The 22054-nt window shown below is 60.8% G+C and carries 19 protein-coding genes and 1 other RNA gene; 18 read left to right on the top strand and 2 right to left on the bottom strand.

From position 1 onward, the window contains the following. Nucleotides 1-42 precede the first annotated feature (42 nt). Nucleotides 43-3672 carry a hydantoinase B/oxoprolinase family protein gene (locus LY631_RS07015; protein ID WP_274424434.1) on the bottom strand — a complete coding sequence of 1210 codons (3630 nt, stop codon included), beginning with the start codon at nt 3670-3672 and terminating at the stop codon, nt 43-45. 175 nt (nt 3673-3847) lie between these two features. Between LY631_RS07015 and LY631_RS07010 the strand changes: the two genes are divergently transcribed. From LY631_RS07010 to murB, 18 genes are all read left to right on the top strand, one after another. Continuing rightward, nucleotides 3848-4369, top strand: a complete 522-nt coding sequence (locus LY631_RS07010) for a winged helix DNA-binding protein (protein WP_274424433.1) — start codon at nt 3848-3850, stop codon at nt 4367-4369. 128 nt (nt 4370-4497) lie between these two features. Continuing rightward, nucleotides 4498-4674, top strand: a complete 177-nt coding sequence (locus LY631_RS07005) for a hypothetical protein (protein WP_274424431.1) — start codon at nt 4498-4500, stop codon at nt 4672-4674. A gap of 171 nt (nt 4675-4845) precedes the next feature. Continuing rightward, nucleotides 4846-5553, top strand: a complete 708-nt coding sequence (locus tag LY631_RS07000) for a J domain-containing protein (protein ID WP_274424430.1) — start codon at nt 4846-4848, stop codon at nt 5551-5553. Further along, nucleotides 5550-6317 (top strand): N-acetylmuramoyl-L-alanine amidase, encoded by a 768-nt coding sequence (locus LY631_RS06995; protein WP_274424429.1) that lies wholly within the window; start codon nt 5550-5552, stop codon nt 6315-6317. Before LY631_RS07000 ends, LY631_RS06995 begins: the two co-directional genes overlap by 4 nt. 303 nt (nt 6318-6620) lie before the next feature. Next, nucleotides 6621-7220, top strand: a complete 600-nt coding sequence (locus LY631_RS06990) for a lytic transglycosylase domain-containing protein (RefSeq protein ID WP_445082856.1) — start codon at nt 6621-6623, stop codon at nt 7218-7220. Nucleotides 7221-7268: 48 nt separating this feature from the next. Then, nucleotides 7269-7672: RNase P RNA component class A (rnpB, locus tag LY631_RS06985), an RNA gene on the top strand. 362 nt (nt 7673-8034) lie between these two features. Then, nucleotides 8035-8499 carry a division/cell wall cluster transcriptional repressor MraZ gene (gene mraZ, locus LY631_RS06980; RefSeq protein WP_274424427.1) on the top strand — a complete coding sequence of 155 codons (465 nt, stop codon included), beginning with the start codon at nt 8035-8037 and terminating at the stop codon, nt 8497-8499. Continuing rightward, nucleotides 8496-9521 (top strand): 16S rRNA (cytosine(1402)-N(4))-methyltransferase RsmH, encoded by a 1026-nt coding sequence (gene rsmH, locus LY631_RS06975; protein ID WP_274424426.1) that lies wholly within the window; start codon nt 8496-8498, stop codon nt 9519-9521. The genes mraZ and rsmH overlap by 4 nt, the downstream gene beginning before the upstream one ends. A 2-nt stretch (nt 9522-9523) precedes the next feature. Further along, nucleotides 9524-9889 (top strand): cell division protein FtsL, encoded by a 366-nt coding sequence (gene ftsL, locus LY631_RS06970; RefSeq protein WP_274424425.1) that lies wholly within the window; start codon nt 9524-9526, stop codon nt 9887-9889. After that, entirely contained in the window at nt 9889-11610 is a 1722-nt protein-coding gene (locus LY631_RS06965) for a peptidoglycan D,D-transpeptidase FtsI family protein (protein ID WP_274424424.1), read from the top strand. Before ftsL ends, LY631_RS06965 begins: the two co-directional genes overlap by 1 nt. Nucleotides 11611-11657: 47 nt before the next feature. Continuing rightward, nucleotides 11658-13112, top strand: coding sequence for a UDP-N-acetylmuramoyl-L-alanyl-D-glutamate--2,6-diaminopimelate ligase (locus LY631_RS06960; RefSeq protein WP_274424423.1), 1455 nt, complete (start codon nt 11658-11660; stop codon nt 13110-13112). Beyond that, the gene (locus LY631_RS06955; RefSeq protein ID WP_274424422.1) at nt 13109-14539 is read left to right on the top strand and encodes a UDP-N-acetylmuramoyl-tripeptide--D-alanyl-D-alanine ligase; all 1431 of its coding nucleotides are present in this window, start codon (nt 13109-13111) and stop codon (nt 14537-14539) included. The genes LY631_RS06960 and LY631_RS06955 overlap by 4 nt, the downstream gene beginning before the upstream one ends. A gap of 26 nt (nt 14540-14565) precedes the next feature. Continuing rightward, nucleotides 14566-15648, top strand: coding sequence for a phospho-N-acetylmuramoyl-pentapeptide-transferase (gene mraY, locus LY631_RS06950; protein ID WP_274424420.1), 1083 nt, complete (start codon nt 14566-14568; stop codon nt 15646-15648). Between the two features lie 7 nt (nt 15649-15655). After that, entirely contained in the window at nt 15656-17056 is a 1401-nt protein-coding gene (murD, locus tag LY631_RS06945) for a UDP-N-acetylmuramoyl-L-alanine--D-glutamate ligase (protein ID WP_274424419.1), read from the top strand. Beyond that, nucleotides 17053-18207, top strand: a complete 1155-nt coding sequence (ftsW, locus tag LY631_RS06940) for a putative lipid II flippase FtsW (RefSeq protein ID WP_274424417.1) — start codon at nt 17053-17055, stop codon at nt 18205-18207. The genes murD and ftsW overlap by 4 nt, the downstream gene beginning before the upstream one ends. A gap of 1 nt (nt 18208) precedes the next feature. Beyond that, complete coding sequence (gene murG, locus LY631_RS06935) at nt 18209-19336, top strand: undecaprenyldiphospho-muramoylpentapeptide beta-N-acetylglucosaminyltransferase (RefSeq protein ID WP_274424415.1); 1128 nt, start codon at nt 18209-18211, stop codon at nt 19334-19336. Then, nucleotides 19333-20730, top strand: coding sequence for a UDP-N-acetylmuramate--L-alanine ligase (gene murC / locus LY631_RS06930; protein ID WP_274424413.1), 1398 nt, complete (start codon nt 19333-19335; stop codon nt 20728-20730). The genes murG and murC overlap by 4 nt, the downstream gene beginning before the upstream one ends. Beyond that, nucleotides 20727-21692 carry a UDP-N-acetylmuramate dehydrogenase gene (murB, locus tag LY631_RS06925; protein ID WP_274424412.1) on the top strand — a complete coding sequence of 322 codons (966 nt, stop codon included), beginning with the start codon at nt 20727-20729 and terminating at the stop codon, nt 21690-21692. Before murC ends, murB begins: the two co-directional genes overlap by 4 nt. A 44-nt stretch (nt 21693-21736) precedes the next feature. Here murB and LY631_RS06920 read toward each other — a convergent pair whose 3' ends face one another. Next, nucleotides 21737-22051: a GNAT family N-acetyltransferase gene (locus tag LY631_RS06920; protein WP_274424411.1), complete on the bottom strand. Its 315-nt coding sequence runs from the start codon at nt 22049-22051 to the stop codon at nt 21737-21739. Nucleotides 22052-22054 lie beyond the last annotated feature (3 nt).

Below are 22054 nucleotides of genomic sequence, written 5' to 3'. Positions count from 1 at the left end.
CCCCTTCTTCATGGGGGAGCGGAAGGCGCCTTGTTGCGCGGACTATGCTTTTCCGAAGCCGCCCGCCGTCGGTGTGGTGACGATCACGGCCTCGCCGGCTTCGATGACGGTCTGGTCGCAGCCTTTCAGCGTTTCGACGGTGCCGTCCTTCCGGCGTACCTCCGTTTTGCCGACCTGGCCGTCGCCGCCGCCCTGTATGCCGCGGGGTGGCACGGTACGATGGGAGGAGAGGATCGCGCACTCCATTTTCTCCAGGAAGCGGAGCGTACGGCGCGTGCCGTTGCCCGCGCTCCACTTGCCCTGGCCGCCAGAGCCTTCGCGGATATGGAAATCCTCCAGAAGAATGGGGAAGCGCAGCTCCAGCACTTCGGGGTCTGTCAGGCGCGAGTTGGTCATGTGCGTGTGCACGCCGCTCGTGCCGTTGAAACCGCGCCCGTCGTTCATGCGGCCGGCCGGTGAGCCCGAGCAGATCGTCTCGTAATACTGGTAGGTGTCGTTGCCGAAGGTCAGATTGTTCATCGTTCCCTGCGCATTGGCCAGCGCGCCCATGGCAGCAAAGACCGCGTTGGTGACGTGCTGCGACGTCTCCACATTGCCGGCCACGACCGCCGCCGGATAGGAGGGGCGCAGCATGCAATCTTCCGGGATGATGATGTTGATCGGACGCAGGCAGCCCGCATTCATCGGAATCGAACCTTCCACCATGACGCGGAAGGCATAGAGCACGGCGGCACGAGTCACCGGTTCCGGTGCGTTGAAGTTGTTCTTCATGACCGGGGAGGTGCCGGTGAAATCAACCGTCGCTTCGCGCTGGTCGCGGTCTACGGTGATTTTCACCTTAATGACCTGTCCGGAATCGGTCGGATACTCGTATTCCGATTCATCCGGCAGACGCTCGGACACGCGGCGCACGCTCTCTGCGGCATTGTCCTGTACATGGCCCATATAGGCTTCGACCACGTCGAGGCCGAAGTTCTCGACCATCTTGCGCAACTCCGCCACACCCTTCTCATTTGCCGCGATCTGGGCTTTCAGATCCGCGATGTTCTGGTGTGGATTGCGCGCGGGGTAGGGATGGTCGGTCAGGAGCTCGTGAAGCTCCTTCTCGCGAAACCGTCCGCGCTCGACCAGGCGGAAATTGTCGAACAGCACGCCTTCCTCGTCCACAGTCGTGGCGAGCGGCGTCATCGAGCCGGGAGCCGTGCCCCCGACATCCGCGTGATGGCCGCGCGAGGCGGTGTAGAACAGGATGTTCTCGCCTTCTTCGTCAAAGACCGGCGTGACCACCGTGATGTCGGGCAGGTGGGTGCCGCCATTGTAAGGCGCGTTGAGGGCGAAAACGTCGCCGGGATGGATGTTGCCTTCGTTGAGGCGGATGATGGTTTCCACCGAGCGATCCATCGAGCCCAGATGCACCGGCATGTGCGGGGCGTTGGCGACCAGTGCGCCGTTTTGGTCGAAGACGGCGCAGGAGAAATCCAGCCGCTCCTTGATGTTGACCGAGGAAGCCGTGTTCTGGAGCGTTACACCCATCTGCTCGGCGATGGACATGAAGAGGTTATTGAAGACCTCCAGCATCACCGGATCGGCTTCGGTACCAAGCGCGGCCTGCCGGGCTTTCTTCTCGACGCGGCGCATGAGCACGTGATCGTGAGCCGTGATTTCGGCCTGCCAGCCGGGCTCTACCGCGATGGTCTGGTTCTTCTCGATGATAAGGGCGGGGCCTTTGAGGCGATTGCCGGGGGCGAGGCTTTCGCGCTTGAAGACACCAGCCTGGTGCCACTGGCCATCGCAAAAGATCTCGCGCGTTACATCCGGATCGGGTGTGTTGTCGTTGAGCGCCAACTCCGGCTCTTCCGGCCCCGCCGCCCGTGCGTCCACACCTTCGACATTGACGGCTTCGACCACCATCGGCTTGTCTTCATAAATGAAACCGAATTGCGCCTTGTGCGCGGCCTCGAAGGCTCTCTTCGTGCTGTCGATAGAGCGCTCATCAAAGGGAACGGAAAGGGTAGTGTCAGTGCCGTCATAGCGGACTTCCAGCCGCAGACGCCATTCGGTCGACCGGTCCTCGATCCCTTGTTCCTTGAGTTCTTGTGTTACTTCGGCGCGAAGCTCTGCGACGAGCGCGTCGATTTCATCGAGTGCCGATTCGGCAAGCGGCTTGATGAGCGCCTTCTGGCGTGAAGCGGAAACCGTTGCCAGGCCGATGCCGTAGGCAGAAAGCAGGCCGGAGAGCGGATGGATGAGAACCGACTCCATGCCGAGTGCGTCAGCCACCAGGCAGGCGTGCTGGCCGCCCGCACCGCCGAAGCAGTTGAGAAGATAGCGGGTGACGTCATGGCCGCGCTGGACGGAAATCTTCTTCACCGCATTGGCCATGTTTTCCACGGCGATGGTGATGAAGCCTTCCGCCACGGCCTCGGGACTGCGGTCGTCGCCGATGTCGTCGGCCAGCCTGGCGAAGCGTTCGCGGACGGTCTCCACATCCAGCGGCTGGTTCTGGTTGGGGCCGAAGATAGCGGGGAAGAAGTCGGGCTGGAGCTTGCCGAGCATGACATTCGCATCGGTCACGGCAAGTGGTCCGCCGCGGCGATAGCAGGCCGGACCGGGATTGGCGCCGGCGGAATCGGGCCCGACCTTCAGCCGGTCGTCCTCGAAATGCAGGATCGAACCGCCACCGGCGGCAACGGTGTGAATGCGCATCATAGGCGCACGGATGCGCACGCCCGCAACCTCGGTGTCGAAGGCGCGCTCATACTCGTTCTCATAGTGCGCCACGTCGGTGGAGGTGCCGCCCATGTCGAAGCCGATCACCTTGTCGAAGCCCGCGATCCGTGCTGTTTCGACCATACCGACAACACCACCGGCGGGGCCGGACAGAATCGCGTCTTTGCCCTGAAACTTGTCGGCTGCCGTCAAGCCGCCGGAGGACATCATGAATTTGAGCTTGGGGCCATCCGCCAGGCCTTTAAGCCCCAATTCACTCGCGACGAGTTGGACATAGCGCGAAAGAATGGGTGAGAGATAGGCGTCTACAACCGTGGTGTCACCACGGCCGACGATCTTGATCAGCGGTGAGGTCTCGTGGCTGGTCGAAATCTGCGTGAAGCCGGCACGGCGGACGAGTTCAGCCATTTGCTCCTCATGTGCCGGGTATTTCCAGGCGTGCATGAAGACGATGGCCGCGGCTTCAATGCCGTCCTTCCTGGCGGCTTCGAGCTCCGGCTTAACCGCGTCAAGGTCGAGCGCGGCTTCCACATTGCCGTTAACGTCGATCCGCTCCGGCACCTCGATGACCCGCTCGTAAAGCTGTTCGGGCAGCAGAATCTCTTTTGCAAAGATGTCCGGCCGGGCTTGGTAGGCGATCTTGAGCGCGTCACGGAAGCCCTTTGTTATGAGCAGGACCAGGCGATCGCCCTCGCGCTCCAGGAGCGCGTTCGTAGCAACGGTGGTGCCCATCTTCACCTCGCCGATGCGCTCGGAGGGGACAGCATCATCGGGCCCAAGGCCAAGCAGGTCCCGGATGCCCTGGATTCCGGCGTCGCGGTAGGCTTCCGGATTGTCCGACAGGAGCTTGCGTTGATGCAGAACACCCTCGGGATCGCGGCCAACCACGTCTGTAAATGTGCCGCCACGATCAATCCAGAAGTCCCATTTGCCGGAAGTCATGTTCCTCTCCATTGTCGCATCATGTTGCGAAACAAAAACCATGCGATTGATAAAACGTCAACGTTTTATCGACAAATTCTTGTGTTGTGCGGGTTCGTGGCTGCGGCCATAACGGTGCGCATGTGATGATAGCCGCACCCGTGGCTGGCTGTAACCATACATTTCGAGGTGACTTATGAGCGATGCACAGGACAAGGTCGGGCCCATTGTTGCCGCCTCGCACCTGGCGGCCGGCGCCATGCCGGCGCTTTCGGAGGTAGAGTTCGCGATGACGCTGATGCACCATTCCTTTCAGCGCTGGATGGTGCATTGCATGGCCGCGGCGGGGGTGCCCGGCTTGCAGCCAATCGCCGTGCATCTGCTGCATGCGGTGGCGCATCGCAGAGATGAGAAGACGTTGGCCGAGCTCTGCATGATGTTCAACATCGAAGACACGCACGTCGTCACATATGCAATTAAGAAGCTTTCAGCGCTGGGGCTGGTTGAAAGCAGCCGGCGCGGTAAGGAAAAGACGGTGAAGGCGACCAAAAAAGGGTTCGATGCCTGTTCGCGCTATCATGGAGTGCGTGAACGGCTGCTTGTCGACAGTATTAAGCGGCTCAATCTTGACGAAGAGGCACTGTCGGGCATCGCGGCCATGATGCGCACGATCTCCGGCCAGTACGATCAGGCGGCGCGCAGTGCTACTATTCTATAAACCCCTTGGGAAGCCCAGTTTTCGCGAAAGTATAACGGCCGGTTATTCAATGTGACGAAACCGGGACGTAGTATGCGCATTGAGTGTCCACCCGCCTGATACCGGGTTCGCAAAAAAGGAGACATGACATGAGAAAGATTCTGGCCGGGCTCGTGTCCGGCATCGCTCTCTTGGGATTGGCCGCGTGTGACGACGGTGCCGATCCTGCGGCTCAGGGCATTGATGGTGCTCCAGCCGAGCAGTCCGCGGATCCGAGTGCTGCGGATCCTGCGACTCCGGCTCCGGATAATGGAACCGCGCAGTAACAAAAACATTCGACACGCATCTTTTTTCAAAAGGCCGGGGACACCGGCCTTTTTCTTTGCCGATATGCTCTACCTTCGACTTGAGGTAGGTATCGTTTTCTTCGTGGGGGCCAGGACGTGGCAAATCGAGCCTCGAAATCGCCGTCAAACCGGTTTAAAGCTTCTGGCGAGATGACGGCATTTTATCGCATAGCCGAGTTCATGGCACGCGCGCCGGGGAATGTTCTCTCTTCCCTGGTTGAAGCAGTGCGGACGATCTTCGGGGGTGATCCCGCGCTCAGGCAGCGCGTCGCATTTTCGATTGCCATCATCGCGCTTTCGGCCAAGATGGCGAAGGCCGACGGAGTGGTAACACCTGCCGAGGTGCGCGCCTTTCACCAGATATTCCAGGTTCCGCGCGAAGAGGTGCGCAATGTGACCCGGCTGTACGATCTCGCAAAACGCGATGTCGCCGGCTTTGAAGCCTATGCGCGCCAAATGATGGAGCTTTGCCGCACCTGTCCGAAGAATTGCCCCATGCTGGAAGACATTTTGGATGCCTTGTTCCACATCGCAAAGGCTGATGGCGCCATTCACGAACAGGAAGAGGCTTTTCTCGCGCGGGTGGCCGAGATATTTGGCCTCAGCGAAGATCGGTTCGCACAGATCCGGGCGCGGCATATGGCGGGCGAGGGCAATCCCTATCTCGTATTGGGGGTGGGGGCTGACGCACCGTTTCAGGAGGTCCGGCGCCGCTATCGGCACTTGGTGGCGGAGAATCATCCCGACCGGCTGATTGCACGCGGTGTGCCGGAGGAATTCATTGCCATCGCCAACGAACGGGTTGCCGCACTTAATGCGGCCTATGAGCAGATTGAGAGAGCCCGACAGCCAGCATGAGCGAATTTGCGCCCGATTATTCGCGTGCGCATAGGCGGGCGTCGCCCAATTTCGGCCCGCGACGCGGCGGCATAAAACCCAAATTGCTTATCCTGCACTATACCGGCATGGACAACGGCCAGGCGGCCGAGGACTGGCTTTGCAGTCACGAAAGCGGAGTTTCGGCGCACTATCTCGTGCATGAAGACGGGCGGATCGTGCAGATGGTGCCCGAGGCCGCTCGTGCATGGCATGCGGGAAAGTCAATCTGGAACGGCGCAAGCGACGTTAACTCGCTTTCGATCGGCGTGGAGATCGCCAATCGCGGTCATGCCTATGGTTATCCGGATTTTCCGGAGCCGCAGGTCGAGGCAGTGATCGCTCTCAGCCGGGATATTTGCCTGCGACATCGCATTCTGCCGCAAAATGTTCTTGCTCACTCAGATGTGGCGCCTGGCCGGAAAATTGATCCGGGGGAAAAATTCCCATGGGATCGGCTTGCTCGAGCGGGGGTCGGCCACTTTGTTGATCCGATGGCGCCGGACCAAGGTAATGTACTCTCCACAGGGGCGCGCGGGGAGCCGGTGCTAGCGCTCCAGGCGATGCTGGCGTTGTACGGCTATGGTATTGAGCAAACGGGTGTTTACGACACTGCGACCGAGATCGTGGTCGGGGCGTTTCAGCGCCATTTTCGCCCCGCTCGCGTGGATAGTATCGCCGACAGTTCCACGCGTGACGTGCTCAAAACACTTCTGAAAACATTGCCTGCGCGAGCAGGTGATTGAAGAAGATCCCATCATCTTATTTCGAAGTGTAAATAATCTTTATTAGCCAGGTCACTGTTGGCCCATTTTTTCTTGCGAAACGCACTGGCATGGAACGCGGGTTCCTCCGCGGCATGACCAATCTCCTTTAGTTCCAGTCAAGTACAGCGAGTAGCAATGAAAATCCAAAATCTTCTTATGGCGGCGGTTGCAGTTACTGCCATGACTGTTGTCTCACACGCACGGGATGTCACGCCCGCCGAGGGATCTCAAGCTGAGGCCGCTCAGGCGGATAGAGGGCAGGCGGAAACCTTCGGCGATCTGATGAAGCGGGTGCTGACGGCCGGCGATGCCACGGCGCAGCGGCAGCACAGAACGAGATTGCGAACGCCTGAGCAGGCGAGCGCTACGGACACAAGCAGCACTACCGCTGAAAATGCTATTTCCGACGAAGACGAGAGCACGGCGGAGAAGGCAGCGGATGTGGTGGACGCCAAGGAGACCGCGGTCGAGGTGGCTTCGTTGGCAACGGCCGCTCCGAAACAGGATCCGCGCCCATTCCATGAAATTATCTCCCGCTACGCAAAGGAGCATGGCGTGCCTGTCTCGTTGGCGCACGCGATTGTCAGGATCGAGAGCAACTATCGTAAGTCGGCGCGGGGGCGTGCCGGCGAGGTCGGGTTGATGCAAATCAAGCCCCGGACGGCGCGGGGCGTTGGTTTCCGCGGTTCCGCCGAAGCTCTTTATGACCCTGAGAACAACATCAAATACGGAATGCTGTATCTCGCCAAGGCATACCAGTTGAGCGGCGGCGATACCTGCGGGACGATTCTGCGCTACAATGCCGGCCATGGTGCGAAGCGGATGAACTCGGTGTCCTCCGCGTATTGCCAGAAGGTTCAGCGCATTTTGGGAAATCAATAAAGGCAGGAGGCATTGCCTTTCGTCCTGTGAATCCCTTTATACGAACTGCCAGCCGGTCGGACGGCCGCATGCGCAAGCGCCGAAAGGTCGCGTGTGAGGAAAGTCCGGGCTCCACGGAAACACGGTGCCGGGTAACGCCCGGCGGGGGCAACCCCAGGGAAAGTGCCACAGAGAGAAGACCGCCGCGCCCTTTGGGCGCGGTAAGGGTGAAAGGGTGGAGTAAAAGCCCACCGCGCGCCCTGGTAACAGGCGCGGCACGGTAAACCCCACCGGGAGCAAAACCGAATAGGAACGGTAGGAAGGCACTGCCTTCAGGGAGGTTTTCGGCCCACCGTTCGGGTAGGTTGCTTGAGGCCGGTGGCAACGCCGGTCCCAGAGGAATGGCCGTCACGTCGCGCCTGCCGTGAGGCGGCGCGGCCATACAGAACCCGGCTTACAGACCGGCTGGCATTCACTCCCTTTGCAGACCTTGGGACGGCATGGGACAGCGAGTCCCGTGTTCGATCGAACCCGGAAGAATCCCAGAAAATCTGGGGTTTCGGTATTCCTTTGTCGTTAACGTCTCATAAGCGACGGGATTGCCATAATCCCGTCGAAATGGGCGTTTGTGGGGTTTGTTCCCGTTGACCCCCATGCTTTCCCATGGTATCCCATATTACAGTAGTTTCAGTAATCGGTTTGGTCGCGCCGTCACCGGTTTGGGAGGGCGGAGACATTTAGGGCCCGCGCGTTTTTACGGGCAGGATCGAGGAACCGCGCCGAGGGTCGAAAGCGATGCGCAAGGACAGGGCGCCGGTAGCAGCAGTTTCGAGTGATGGACCGGTTTTTATCCAGTGCAACCAACAGGATCGACGCAAAGGGGCGGGTTTCAGTTCCAGCGCATTTTCGGTCTGTGGTGCAGAGGCGCGGCTTTTCGGAACTTTACGCGCTGAGAGCGTTGGACGTTCCGGCGATGGATGTCGGCGGGCCGGACCTTCTGGACCGATACGAAGAACGGATTGCGCTGGAGGATCCATTTTTGCAGACGGCGGACGACATGTCCTTCTTCATTCACGGGGATGGCAGTTTCCTGAAGCTGGATCAGGACGGCCGCATTACGGTGAGCGATTTTCTTCGCGAGCATACGGGGATTACGACGGAAGTGACCTTCGTGGGGCGCGGACTTTTTTTTCAGATGTGGGAACCGGAGCGGCTGAACGCCCATGCGGCGGAGGTGCGTCAGCGGCTCTCGGCGATGCGGCAGCAGGCTTCTCAGGCCCGCGCCGCCGGCACGGAATGATGGCGGGCCCCGGCGGCGAAAGCCGTTCCGGTGGCGGACTGGCCCGCCACATTCCGGTCCTTTTGCGGCCGGTGATCGAGGCCCTCGATCCTGCACCCGGCAAGTGCATCCTCGACGGAACATTTGGCGCGGGCGGTTACGCCTGCGCCTTGCTTGAAAAGGGGGCGGATGTCGTGGGGATCGATCGGGATCCCGATGCGATCGCCACCGCGCAGGATATGATCCAGCGGTATGGCGGACGGCTGCGCGTGCAACTCGGGCGGTTTTCGCAAATGGAGTCCATAGCAGGCGGCTCGGTCGACGGCGTGGTGCTCGATGTCGGCGTGTCGTCGATGCAACTCGATGAGGCGGAGCGCGGGTTCTCGTTTCGTCGAGAGGGTCCGCTCGACATGCGCATGGGTCGGCAGGGGATCAGTGCGGCGGATGTGGTCAACCGCTTTAAGATAGGCGATATGGCTCGGATCTTCGGCATGCTTGGCGAGGAGCGCCATGCCGGACGCGTCGCCCGCGCGATCGAGAAGCGGCGGGCCGAAAAGCCTTACGAGACGACGAGCGATCTGGCGGAAACGGTCGAGCGCGTGGTGGGGCGAAAGCGTACCGACACGATCCATCCCGCCACCCGGGTGTTTCAGGGGTTGCGCATCTTCGTCAATGACGAGCTCGGCGAGTTGGCGCGTGCGCTTTTTGCCGCCGAACGCCTCTTGAAACCGGGCGGCGTTTTGGCCGTCGTGACCTTTCATTCGTTGGAAGATCGCATCGTCAAGCGCTTTATGGCGGCCCGTTCCAGCCCGCCTTCGCCATCGCGGCACTTGCCGCAGGTGACCGCCGCGAAGCCGACCTTCGAGAAGCCAATGAAGCCGGTCACGCCGGATGATGCCGAAACGGCAGAAAATCCGCGTGCGCGTTCGGCGCGGCTCAGAACGGCCCGCCGCACTGGCGTGGCCGCTGGAGTGGACGATTTCGATATTTTGGGCGTGCCTGCGTTGAATGTCACGACGCAGCTTCGCGAACAGGAAAGATAGGCATGTTTCGAACCAGCGATGTTGTACTGATCGCGGTCATGCTTTCAGCGGCCGCTTTTACCTACAAGACCAAGCATGATGCACAGGCGATGATGAATCGCATCGACGCGCTGGAGACCGAAATCCGGCTTGAAAAAGATGCAATCGACGTCCTGAAGGCGGATTGGAGCCTGTTGACGCAACCGGAGCGCCTGCAGGAACTGACAGAAATCTATGAGGAGGAGCTTGGGCTTCAGGGGCTGGATGCGCGTCAGATTATCAGTCTGGAGTCTCTGCGCGATATCCCGTTCGGTAACGAAACATTCATGGTTCAAGGAGAACCGGTCGGTGACGGGCAAGATCCGGTCGTAACTGGAGGTGTCCGCTGATGAAAACGCTAAATGTTTTCCGGGCGAGGTCTGAAAAGAAAAGCGCAAACACCCGCATCGTGGTGGAGGGGCGACGCAAGGCAACTGGCGGACGCGCCAATGGCCGCATTGCCATCGCGATGGTCATGATATTCGGCGTTTATGCAGCCATTGGAGGACGACTGGTCCAACTCGGCATGGTCGAAGAGACTGCTGCCAGCCTGCCGGAGGTGCGGCCCACCGCATCGAGGCCCGATATCGTCGACCGAAACGGAGAGGTGCTGGCGACCGACATCAAGACAGCATCGCTCTTTGCCGAGCCGCGGCGCATTGTCGATGTCGACGAAGCGATTGAACAGCTGCGGACCGTGCTGCCCGACCTCAATTACGGGGAAGTCTATCGGCGGCTCAGCAGTGATGCCGGTTTTGTGTGGCTGCGCCGCCAGCTTTCTCCGCGCCAGCAGAGCCAAATTCTTGCGCTCGGGGTTCCCGGGCTGGGCTTCCGGACCGAGACCCGCCGGTTTTACCCGGGGGGCTCGACGGCCTCTCACATTCTCGGCTTGGTCGATATCGACAATAAAGGCATAGCGGGTATCGAAAAATATATCGACAATCAGGGGCTTGCGGATTTGCAGGCGCTTGGGCTCGCAGGCCCGGAAACGCTTAATCCCGTGCGGCTGTCGATTGACTCCAGAGCACAGTTCGTCATGCACGACGAGTTGACCCGGGCCATGGAGCGATACAGGGCAATTGCCGCGGGCGGCGTTATTCTCAAGGCCGATACGGGCGAGGTCATGGCGATGGTCTCGCTGCCCGACTACGATCCCAACAAGCCCGACAACGCGCTGGACAAGGACCGGCTCAATCGCATGTCGGGCGGCGTGTTCGAGATGGGTTCCACCTTCAAGCTCTTTACGACGGCGATGGCTCTGGATTCCGGCAAGGTCAACCTCTCCAGCTCGTTCGATGCAACGCATCCGATCCGGCTCGGCGGTTTCACAATCAACGACTATCATGGAAAACGGCGCGTGCTCACTGTGCCGGAAATCTTCATTTACTCCTCGAATATCGGAACTGCCAAAATGGCGGATGTAGTCGGGATCGAGGGGCATCGAAACTTTCTCAAGCGGGTGGGTCTGCTGGAGCGTATGCAAACCGAACTGCCCGAGGTCGCCCGGCCGACCGAACCGAAGCAGTGGAAGAAGCTCAACTCCGTCACGATTTCCTTCGGTCATGGTGTGGCGACGACGCCGCTTCAGACTGCGGCATCGGCAGCCGCGATGCTCAATGGAGGAAAACTTCTTCAGCCGACTTTTCTCCCGCGCAGCGAGGAAGAAGCGGCATCGCTGGCGCAACAGGTCATTTCACCCGAAGCGAGCAGCCAAATGCGATATCTTTTCCGCCTCAATGTTGAGGATCGAAGAGGGTCCGGCAAAAATGCAGAGGTGGAGGGCTACAGAGTCGGCGGCAAGACGGGGACGGCCGAGAAGGTGGTGAACGGCCGATATTCGAACGACAAACGCTTCAACGCGTTTGTTGCCGGATTTCCGGCAAGCGATCCCGAGTACCTGGTTCTGGTCATTCTGGACGAGCCGAAGCCCGAAGAAGGAAAGTACTACGCCACCGCGGGGCTGAACACGGCGCCGACTGTTGCTAATATTATTCGCCGGACGGCTCCATTCCTTGGCGTTCAGCCGGATTTCGGCCATGAAGGTGAGGCTTTAATGGTCTCGTATCAGTGATTCTGCGGGATGCGCCGAGCTGGTTGAACAGAAAATCTGGGACGTCAATGAAACTGGGTAAACTTGCCGATATCCTGCCATTGGACGGCTTATCGCCAGACAGTACGCAAGTTTCCGGTTTGGCATCGGATTCCCGACAGGTCTCGGCGGGTAACATTTTTTTCGCACTTCCGGGGACGAAAGCGGATGGTGCCGCCTTTGCAGCCGACGCGATCTCGCGCGGCGCAGCGGTAGTGGTGGCGGGAAGGGGTGGGATAAGTAGCCAGCTCGACGTTCCCGTCATCGAAGTCGATGATCCGCGCCGAGCACTGGCTCTTTCCGCAGCGCGTTTCTACCAGCCCCAACCGGAGATGATGGTGGCGGTTACCGGTACCAGCGGCAAGACCTCCGTTGCCTCCTTCACGCGCCAGATATGGGAGCACGCCGGCCAATTCGCCGCGAGTATCGGGACGACGGGTGTGGTCGCGCCGGGACGCGACGATTATGGAGAACTGACGACCCCCGAGCCGATCTCACTCCATCGCCTGCTTGCAGAACTGGTGGAGAGCGGTGTGACCCATGCGGCAATGGAAGCATCGAGCCATGGGCTCGCCCAAAGACGGCTGGACGGTGTTCATCTCGCTGCTGGCGCGTTCACCAATCTCGGGCGTGACCATATGGATTATCATCCGACGGTCGAGCATTATCACCGCTCCAAAATGCGCCTCTTCGATACTCTGCTGCCCAAGGGCGCGCCGGCCGTCATTTTTGCCGATGATGACTGGTCCGAGGCGACGACGAGGGTTGCCGAGGAAGCCGGTCTCACGATTCACACGGTTGGGCGAAAAGGCGCGTTCCTGACATTGAAGCGGGTCGAGCACGAGCGTCACCGTCAACGCGCCGAGGTGGAATTCGACGGGACGATTTATGAGGTTGATCTTCCGCTTGCCGGCGATTTTCAGATCAGTAACGCGCTCGTCGCAGCCGGGCTCGCCATCGCTACCGGGCTCGACGCCACGCGCGCATTGGCGGCGCTCGAGACACTGAAAGGCGCCTCGGGACGCCTCGAACTGGCCGGTACGGCGGCTAATGGGGCGCAGGTCTATGTCGATTACGCCCACAAACCGGACGCCTTGGAGAACGTGCTTCTGGCCGTGCGACCATTCACGACCGGGCGCGTCATTGTCGTGTTCGGTTGCGGCGGTGACCGCGACCCGGGGAAGCGCCCGATCATGGGCGAGATCGCCCGGCGGCTTGCCGACGTCGCCATTGTGACTGACGACAATCCGCGGTCGGAAGATCCGGCATCAATTCGCCAGGCAATTTTAGAGGCGGTGCCGAACGCAGAGGAAATTGGGGACCGGCGCGAAGCGATACGGACCGCCATTTCAATGCTGCGCACCGGTGATACACTGATCGTGGCAGGCAAGGGGCACGAGGTTGGTCAGGAGATTGCCGGCCGGAAAAGCCACTTCTCCGATCATGAGGAGGTTCGCAAAACATTGGAGGAACTGGACGCGTGAGTTTTCTTTGGGACACGCAATCCCTGGCCGCAGCCATGGGCGGGCGTCCCTTCGGCAATGCGCCGGAAGGGGTGACAGGTATCTCCATCGATACTCGCACGTTGCAGCGCGGCGACGCCTTTTTTGCGATCAAAGGCGAGCGGTTCGACGGGCACGATTTTGCTACCTCGGCCATGGCGGCTGGTGCCGGGCTCCTGGTCGTTTCGGAGGAAAAACTTCCCGCGCTCGGTCGTCTCGCCGTTCCCAAGCTGGTGGTGCCCGACGTTCTCAAGGCGCTGGGGGATGTGGCGGCTGCGGCGCGCAAGCGCTCGCGCGCAAAGATTATCGCGGTAACCGGCTCGGCGGGTAAAACCACGACCAAAGGCATGCTGCGCCATGCGCTTGGCAGCGTCGGCACCGTTCATGCGGCGGAACGCTCTTTCAACAATCATTGGGGTGTGCCGCTGTCTCTCGCGCGGATGCCGGCCGATTGCGATTACGCAGTCTTCGAGATCGGCATGAGTCACGCCGGTGAAATCGAGCCGCTGACCAAACTCGTCCAGCCGCACATTGCGATCGTCACCATGATCGCTGCCGCCCATCTGGGGCATTTCAAAAGCCTTGAGGAGATCGCCCGCGCGAAAGGCGAGATTTTCTCCGGCGTCGTGCGCGGCGGCAGCGCGCTTATCAACCGCGACGACCAGCACTGGAAGCTGCTATCGGAAATGGCCGGAAAGGCCGGCGTCAAGAATGTCTGGGGATTTGGTGAGAACGCTCGCGCGCAGTTCAGACTAACGCATTGGGAGCCGCAAGAAGATGGCTCTGCCATTTCCCTCAAGATTGCCGGTGAGGATATTAGCGGGCACCTTCGCGCCCCCGGACGGCATATGGTGCACAATGCGCTGGCGGCAGTTGGCGCGGGTTATCTAGCGGGCGCCGATGTGTCGAAGCTGGTCACCTCACTCGGTTCGTTTTCGGCGGAAGAGGGGCGGGGGCGACGCCATCGCCTGCGGGTCGACGGCGGAACTGCCACACTCATCGACGAAAGTTATAATGCCAATCCGGCGTCTGTGAAAGCGGCGATCCAGCTTCTTGACAGCGCGCCCGTTTCCGGCGAAGGCCGCCGCATCGCGGTATTGGGCGACATGCTGGAACTCGGCGCCCATTCGGCGAAGCTTCACGAGGCTCTCGCCAAGATCATTGCGGGGACCAGGGTCGACTTGCTGTTGCTCGGCGGTCCGGAAATGAAGGCACTGGCCGACAATCCGCCGGCCGATGTCCATACAGAATACCGCGAGAACCCCGAGGAGCTTCAACCGGTGCTTCTCGATACACTTAAGCCGGGGGACACGATCATGATCAAGTCGTCGAAAAGTATCGGCCTCTCGAAGCTGGTGGAAACGCTGCTGAAGCGCTTCCCGGACGCCCGGCACACGCATAACGCATAAATGACAAGTCCGGGCGGGATTATTTCATGCTTCTACTGCTGGTCCAGTTCGCCGATGAATTCACGGCATTCAACGTATTCCGTTACATTACCTTCCGCACGGGCGGGGCACTCATAACGGCGGCGTTCATCGTCTTCCTGTTCGGGCCGACAATTATTGATTCACTTCGGGTCCGCCAGGGCCGGGGTCAGCCGATCCGCGCAGACGGCCCGCAGACGCATTTCAAGAAGGCGGGAACGCCCACCATGGGCGGCTTGATGATTCTAAGCGGTATTCTGGGTTCCGCGCTGCTTTGGTCCAATCTCTCGAGCGTCTATGTCTGGACCGTGCTGATGGTCACCGTCGGCTTCGGCGCCATCGGCTTTTATGATGATTACCTGAAGGTGACCAAGCAGTCCGACGACGGTTTTTCCGGCAAGAGTCGGCTGGTGATGGAGTTTCTGATCGCCGGATTCGCTGCCTGGATTATCATGCGGGCAGGCGAGGCGCCTTTTTCGTCTTCGTTGACGTTCCCCTTTTTCAAGGAGCTACTCCTCAATCTCGGCATTTTCTTCATACCTTTCGCTGCGTTTGTCATCGTTGGAGCGGGAAATGCCGTCAATTTGACGGACGGGCTGGACGGGCTGGCGACGGTACCGGTGATGGTGGCGGCTGCCTCATTCGGCGTGATCGCCTACCTGTCGGGCAACGCGATCTTCGCCGATTATCTGCAGATCCATTTCGTGCCGGGCACGGGTGAACTTGCGGTTCTGCTGGGAGCCGTGATCGGCGCGGGATTGGGCTTCTTGTGGTTTAACGCGCCGCCGGCGGCGATTTTCATGGGGGACACAGGTTCACTCGCGCTTGGCGGGCTGATTGGCACGATCGCGGTGGCTACGAAGCACGAAATCGTTCTGGCGATCATCGGCGGCCTGTTTGTGGTCGAGATATTTTCAGTCATCATCCAGGTGGCCGTGTTCAAGATGACCGGGCAGCGCGTCTTTCTGATGGCGCCGATCCATCACCACTTCGAGAAGAAGGGCTGGACGGAAAGCCAGGTGGTCATCCGCTTCTGGATTATCGCCGTTATGCTCGCGCTGGTCGGCCTATCTACGTTGAAGCTGCGGTAGGTCTGCCATGATCCTCGCCTCCACCTTCGACGGAAAAAGGGTCGCTGTCTTCGGGCTGGGTGGCTCCGGACTTGTGACAGCGTGTGCGTTGGTGGAGGGCGGTGCGGCAGTCACAGCCTGGGACGACAATCCCGAAAGCGTCGAGCGTGCGAACGATGAGGGTATTTCCACTACGGATCTGCGAGAGGTGGACTGGAGCGCATTGAACGCGCTCGTGCTCGCGCCGGGTGTGCCGCTGACCCACCCTCGGCCGCACTGGACGGTCGATCTGGCGCGGGACAATGGTGTCGAGATCATCGGCGACATCGAACTTTTCGCGCGGGAGCGGCGGGTGCGTGCGCCTGAGGCGCCTTTCATTGCGGTGACCGGCACCAATGGCAAATCGACCACCACGGCATTGATTTCCCACGTACTGAAATCCGCCGGGCGCGACACTCAAATGGGCGGCAATATCGGCAGGGCGGTCTTGAGTCTGGATCGGCCGGAAGCCGAGCGGCACTACGTCGTGGAGTGTTCGTCATATCAGATCGATCTTGCTCCAACCCTCGATCCGACCGTGGGCATTCTGCTTAATCTGTCGCCTGATCATCTGGACCGTCATGGCACGATGGAGCGCTACGTGGCCATCAAGGAGCGCCTGGTCGCCGGTAGCGCCGCGGCGATCGTCGGTGTGGATGACGAGCACGGCGCGGCGGTGGCGGACCGGCTGGAACGAGCAGGGCGGAAAGTCGTGCGCATCTCTGTATCGCAGACGCTGGAGACCGGCTACTTCGCGCATGGGGCAGAGTTGGTGCACGCCGAGGCGGGACGAGCGGAACCGCTCGTTTCCTTGCACGGTGTCGGCTCGCTGCGAGGGCTGCATAACGCACAGAATGCGCTGGCCGCACTCGCCGCCTGTCGTATCTCGGGGCTTTCCAGCGAGGAAATCCAGGCTGGCTTCGAGAGCTTTCCCGGTCTCGTGCACCGCATGGAGCAGGTGGCCCGGCGCGGGCAGGTGCTGTTCGTCAATGACTCCAAAGCCACCAACGCCGATGCCTCGGCTCCTGCCTTATCGAGCTTTTCGCGGATCTACTGGATCGTGGGAGGGCTTCCCAAGGAAGGGGGCATCGAGAAGCTACGACCGCTTTTCCCGCGCGTCGCCAAGGCCTATCTCGTGGGCGAGGCGGCGCCAGCCTTCGCGGCTACCTTGGGCGAGGGGACCTCTTACGAAATTTCGGGGACTGTAGCCGCTGCGGTCGAGCATGCCGCACGTGATGCGCAGGACGATCCTGCGGAGGAAGTCGTGGTTCTGCTATCCCCGGCGTGTGCGAGTTTTGATCAGTTCAGGAATTTCGAGATCAGAGGTGAAGCGTTTCGCGAGGCGGTGTTTTCGCTCGCCGGCGTGGAAGCAATCGGAGGGAAGGGATGATCAGTCGTACCGACCGCAGTCCGGTGGCGAACTGGTGGTGGACCGTCGACCGCTGGTTTCTCGCCGCGTTTCTGCTGCTTATGGGGATGGGGGTTGTACTTTCCTTCGCAGCCAGCCCTGCCGTAGCCGAGCGTATCGGGCTCGACAGTTTCCATTTCGTCACGCGGCAGATCGCCTATATGCTGCTTGCGGTGATCGCGTTGATTGGCGTTTCGTTCATGAATGCCCGAAATGCACGCCGTCTCACTCTGGTGATGCTCATTGTTTCGCTGGTCTTGATGGTGGCCACGCTCTTCGTCGGCATGGAGGTGAAGGGGGCGCGGCGCTGGATTTACATCGCCGGCGTCTCCATTCAGCCCTCGGAGTATATGAAGCCCGCTTTTGTGGTAATCTGCGCCTGGCTTTTTGCCGAGCATGCGCGTCAGCCGGAAATTCCGGGCAACTTCTTCGCGATGATCCTTTTGGGGCTTGTCCTGGCACTGCTGATTGCTCAGCCGGACCTCGGGCAAACGATACTGCTGCTCGGCACCTGGGGCGCAATGTTCTTTATCGCCGGGGTTTCCTGGTTTTGGATTTTGGTGCTCGGAGGGCTCGGCCTGGCCGGTGCCCTTGCCGCTTATTCCTTTTTCCCGCATGTGGCGGACCGCATCGACCGTTTCATCACCGGGGAAGGGGATACGTATCAGGTGGACATGAGCTTGGAGGCGATCACGCGGGGGGGCTGGCTTGGACAAGGCCCCGGCGAAGGTTCGATCAAGCGGATCCTGCCGGATGGACACACGGATTTCGTTTTTGCGGTGGCCGGCGAGGAGTTCGGGATCGTCATCTGCATGATAATCCTGGCGCTGTTCGCCTTTATCGTCTTGCGTGGTCTGATATTGGCGCGGCGCGAAAGCGACGACTTCATGCGCTACGCGGTGAGCGGGCTTGTTATCCTGTTCGGATTCCAATCGATCATCAATATGGCGGTGAATGTGCGCATGATGCCGGCGAAAGGTATGACGTTGCCTTTCGTCTCCTACGGCGGGTCTTCGCTGCTCGCGATGGCAATCTCCATGGGTATCGTGCTGGCGCTCACGCGGCGGCGGCCGGAAAAGCGAGTGCCGCTGAACTATGGTCATGTCACCGGGCGGGAGGCGGTGGCGGGCTGATATGGAAGACAAGAACATCCTCCTCTGCGCCGGGGGCACCGGTGGACACCTATTTCCGGCCGAGGCGTTGGCGCATGCGCTGAAGGAGCGGGGCTGGTCGGTGCATCTCGTCAGTGACAAGCGCGCCCAGCGCTTTGCCGACGCGTTTCCTGCCGAGGAGGTCCACCCGGTTGAGGCAGCGACGTTCGGCTCGCGCAATCCTGTTTCGCTGGTGCGCAGCGCGCTGACGATCTGGCGAGGCGTGCGCCAGTCTTCCACGCTCATCGCCCGACTGCAGCCGCGTGTGGTGGTCGGCTTTGGCGGTTATCCGACGCTGCCGCCGCTTTATGCAGCCACGCGGCGCGGCGTGCCCACGCTTATCCATGAGCAGAATGCGGTCATGGGGCGGGCCAACAAGGCGCTTGCACGCCGGGTGACGGCTATTGCCGGCGGTTTTCTGCCGGAAGGTGAGGGCGCGTTTGCCGCCAGGACAGTGGCGACGGGCAATCCAGTGCGGCCTGCGGTTCTGGAAGCGGCCGAGACGCCTTACGTCTTGCCGAAGAAGGGGCAGCCATTCCAGCTTTTGGTTTTCGGCGGCAGCCAGGGCGCACAGCATTTCTCAAACGTTCTTCCCGAGGCTGTGTCACTGCTGCCGGAGGATGTACGTTCACACCTGTCGCTAACGCAGCAGGCGCGGCCGGAAGATGAGGCGGCACTGCGTGCAGCCTATGCCGAGCGCGGGATCGAGGCGGAAGTCTCGCCCTTTTTCACCGACATGGCGGCGCGGATCGCGAAGGCACATCTTATAATCGCTCGCTCCGGGGCCTCCACGGTTTCAGAAATTTCGATCATCGGCCGCCCTGCCATTCTAGTGCCATACCCGCATGCACTCGACCACGATCAGGCGGCAAACGCAGCCGCACTCAAGAAAGCCGGAGGAGCCGAAATCGTCACGCAGGATCAACTGACCGCCGAGCGCTTGCGCGGCCTGCTGGAGGCTGCCATCAACGCACCGCAGAAGCTTGCAGCCATGGCAACGGCGGCGCGCGAAGCCGGACGGCCAAACGCCACCGCATTGCTCGCCGATCTCACGGAGGCTATCGCAGCAGGCAAATCGGTGGCCGATTTCAAACAGGGAGCACACGCATGAAGATGCCGCAGACGATCGGGGTCGTGCATTTTATCGGCATCGGCGGCATCGGCATGAGTGGTATCGCCGAGGCGCTGCATACGCTGGGCTATCAAGTGCAGGGCTCCGACCAGGCTGAAAACGCCAATGTGAAGCGGCTGCGTGAAAAGGGTATCTCTGTAGCCGTCGGCCAGGCACCGGAGAATCTCGATCAGGCAGAGGTGGTCGTGATCTCAACAGCCATCAAGCGAGATAATCCGGAGTACCAGGCAGCACGGGAGCGCCTTCTTCCTATTGTCCGCCGCGCCGAGATGCTGGCGGAACTGATGCGCTTTCGTCAAGCCGTCGCCATTGGCGGCACGCATGGCAAGACCACGACGACCTCCATGGTCGCCTCGCTTCTAGACGCTGGCGGGCTCGATCCGACGGTGATCAATGGCGGCATCATCAACGCCTATGATACCAATGCCCGCATGGGGAAGGGCGACTGGATGGTGGTCGAAGCCGACGAGAGCGACGGCACCTTTCTCAAGCTGCCGGCCGAAATCGCGGTCGTGACCAATATCGATCCGGAGCATCTCGACCATTACGGCTCGTTCGACAAGGTACGCGAGGCCTTTCGCCAGTTCGTCGAGAATGTTCCGTTCTACGGATTTGGCGTTATGTGCATCGACCATCCGGAGGTGCAGGCGCTGGTGCGGCGAATCGAGGATCGCCGGATCGTCACGTATGGCGAGAACCGCCAGGCGGATGTCCGTTTTTCTCATCATCGAATGGATGGGCCCGTATCCGTTTTCGACGTGACGCTACGAGAGCGCAAGTCGAAGCAGGTTACCACGATCGAGGGGCTGCGTTTGCCGATGCCTGGCAGGCATAATGTTTCGAATGCCGTTGCGGCTGTGACGGTGGCGCATGAACTCGGCATCGGGGCGGAGGAGATCCGAAAGGGGCTCTCTTCGTTCGGGGGCGTGAAGCGCCGCTTTACGCAGACCGGCAGCTGGAACGGCGTCGACATCTTCGATGATTACGGCCATCATCCGGTGGAGATACGCGCGGTGTTGAGCGCTGCGCGCGATGCGGCCAAGGGACGGATTATCGCCGTGGCCCAGCCGCATCGATACACCCGTCTGCGCGACCTGTTCGATGATTTCTCCGCCTGTTTCAATGACGCCGATACTGTTCTCGTCGCGCCGGTATACGAAGCCGGTGAGGCGCCCATCGACGGCATTTCCTCCGAGGCGCTGGTTGCCAGCCTGCGCGCGGCGGGCCATCGCGACGCGCGCACGATAGAAGGGCCCGAAACCATTGCGCCCCTCGTGCGCGAAATGGCCAAGCCGGGGGATTACGTTGTTTTCCTTGGCGCAGGCAACATCACACAATGGGCCTATGCGCTGCCACAGGAGCTTGATGCATGAGCGAATCCACTCTCGTGAACAGGCTGGGGGGCAGGCTTTCCGGCCTGCGCGGGAAGCTTCTTCCGCAAGCTGGCATGGACAAGATCACCTGGTTTCGCGCGGGCGGTGAGGCGGAAGTTCTGTTCCAGCCGCAGGATGAGGAGGATTTGGCCGAGTTCCTGCGCGCCGTGCCGGAGGAAGTTCCTGTTACCGTCGTCGGCATCGGCTCTAACCTTTTGGTGCGCGACGGCGGACTGAAGGGCTTTGTGGTGCGTCTTTCAGCGAGGGGATTTGGCACTGCAGAGGCCGTTTCCGAAACGCAGATCAGAGCGGGGGCCGCCATTCCCGACAAGCGGCTTGCCGCGACAGCGCTGGAGGCGGGGATCGGCGGGTTTCATTTTTACCACGGCATTCCCGGTGGGCTCGGCGGCGCACTGCGCATGAACGCCGGCGCAAACGGCGTGGAAACGCGCGAGCGCGTTGTCGAAGTGCGGGCGCTCGACCGCAAAGGCGAGCTGCATGTGCTTTCGAACGCCGATATGGGCTACAGCTACCGCAAGAGCACCGCTCCGGCCGATCTCATTTTTATGTCCGCCCTTATGGAAGGATATCCGGAAGACGGCGAAACCATTCGCGCCGCCATGGATGAGGTGCAGCACCACCGCGAGACGGTGCAGCCGATCCGGGAAAAGACCGGCGGCTCGACCTTCAAGAATCCGGAGGGCAGCTCGGCCTGGAAAGAGGTCGACAAGGCGGGCTGTCGAGGGCTGACGATCGGCGGCGCACAGATGTCGTCCATGCATTGCAACTTCATGATCAATACCGGAGAGGCAACCGGCTATGATCTGGAGCTTCTGGGCGAGACCGTGCGTGCACGCGTTCTGGAGACCTCGGGCATCAAGCTCCAATGGGAGATTCGCCGGATGGGCGAGTTCGAGCCGGGTCGGATCGTCGAGCCTTTCCTGGGACGGGGAGAGGGCTGAAAGCGCAGTTCAAGAGCAATGGCCATGGACACGGCCGCCCCGCATCATCCTCTCAGAACGTCCTGCCACTCGGGATGGCGGGCGATCACCGACTTGGCAAAGGGGCAGAGCGGGATAATTCGTCGGCCTTCAGCTCGCGCGTCCTCCACCGCCCGCGTCACCAGGGCCTCGCCGAGCCGGCGCCCGCGAAGTGCATCCGGCACACTGGTGTGGTCGATGATGATCAGCCGCTCGCCAGCTCGCGAATAGGTCATCTCCGCCGCGTGTTCCTCAATGCGGATAAGGTAGCGACCCTTTGAAGAGTCTTCCTCCCGCGTTACAGGCGGCGTCTGCTTTTGCGGTCCGGGATCACGATTCATTTT

The sequence above is a fragment of the Chelativorans sp. YIM 93263 genome, from assembly GCF_028767125.1.
Taxonomy (GTDB): domain Bacteria; phylum Pseudomonadota; class Alphaproteobacteria; order Rhizobiales; family Rhizobiaceae; genus Chelativorans.
This window is presented reverse-complemented; position numbering and strand designations above follow the sequence as displayed.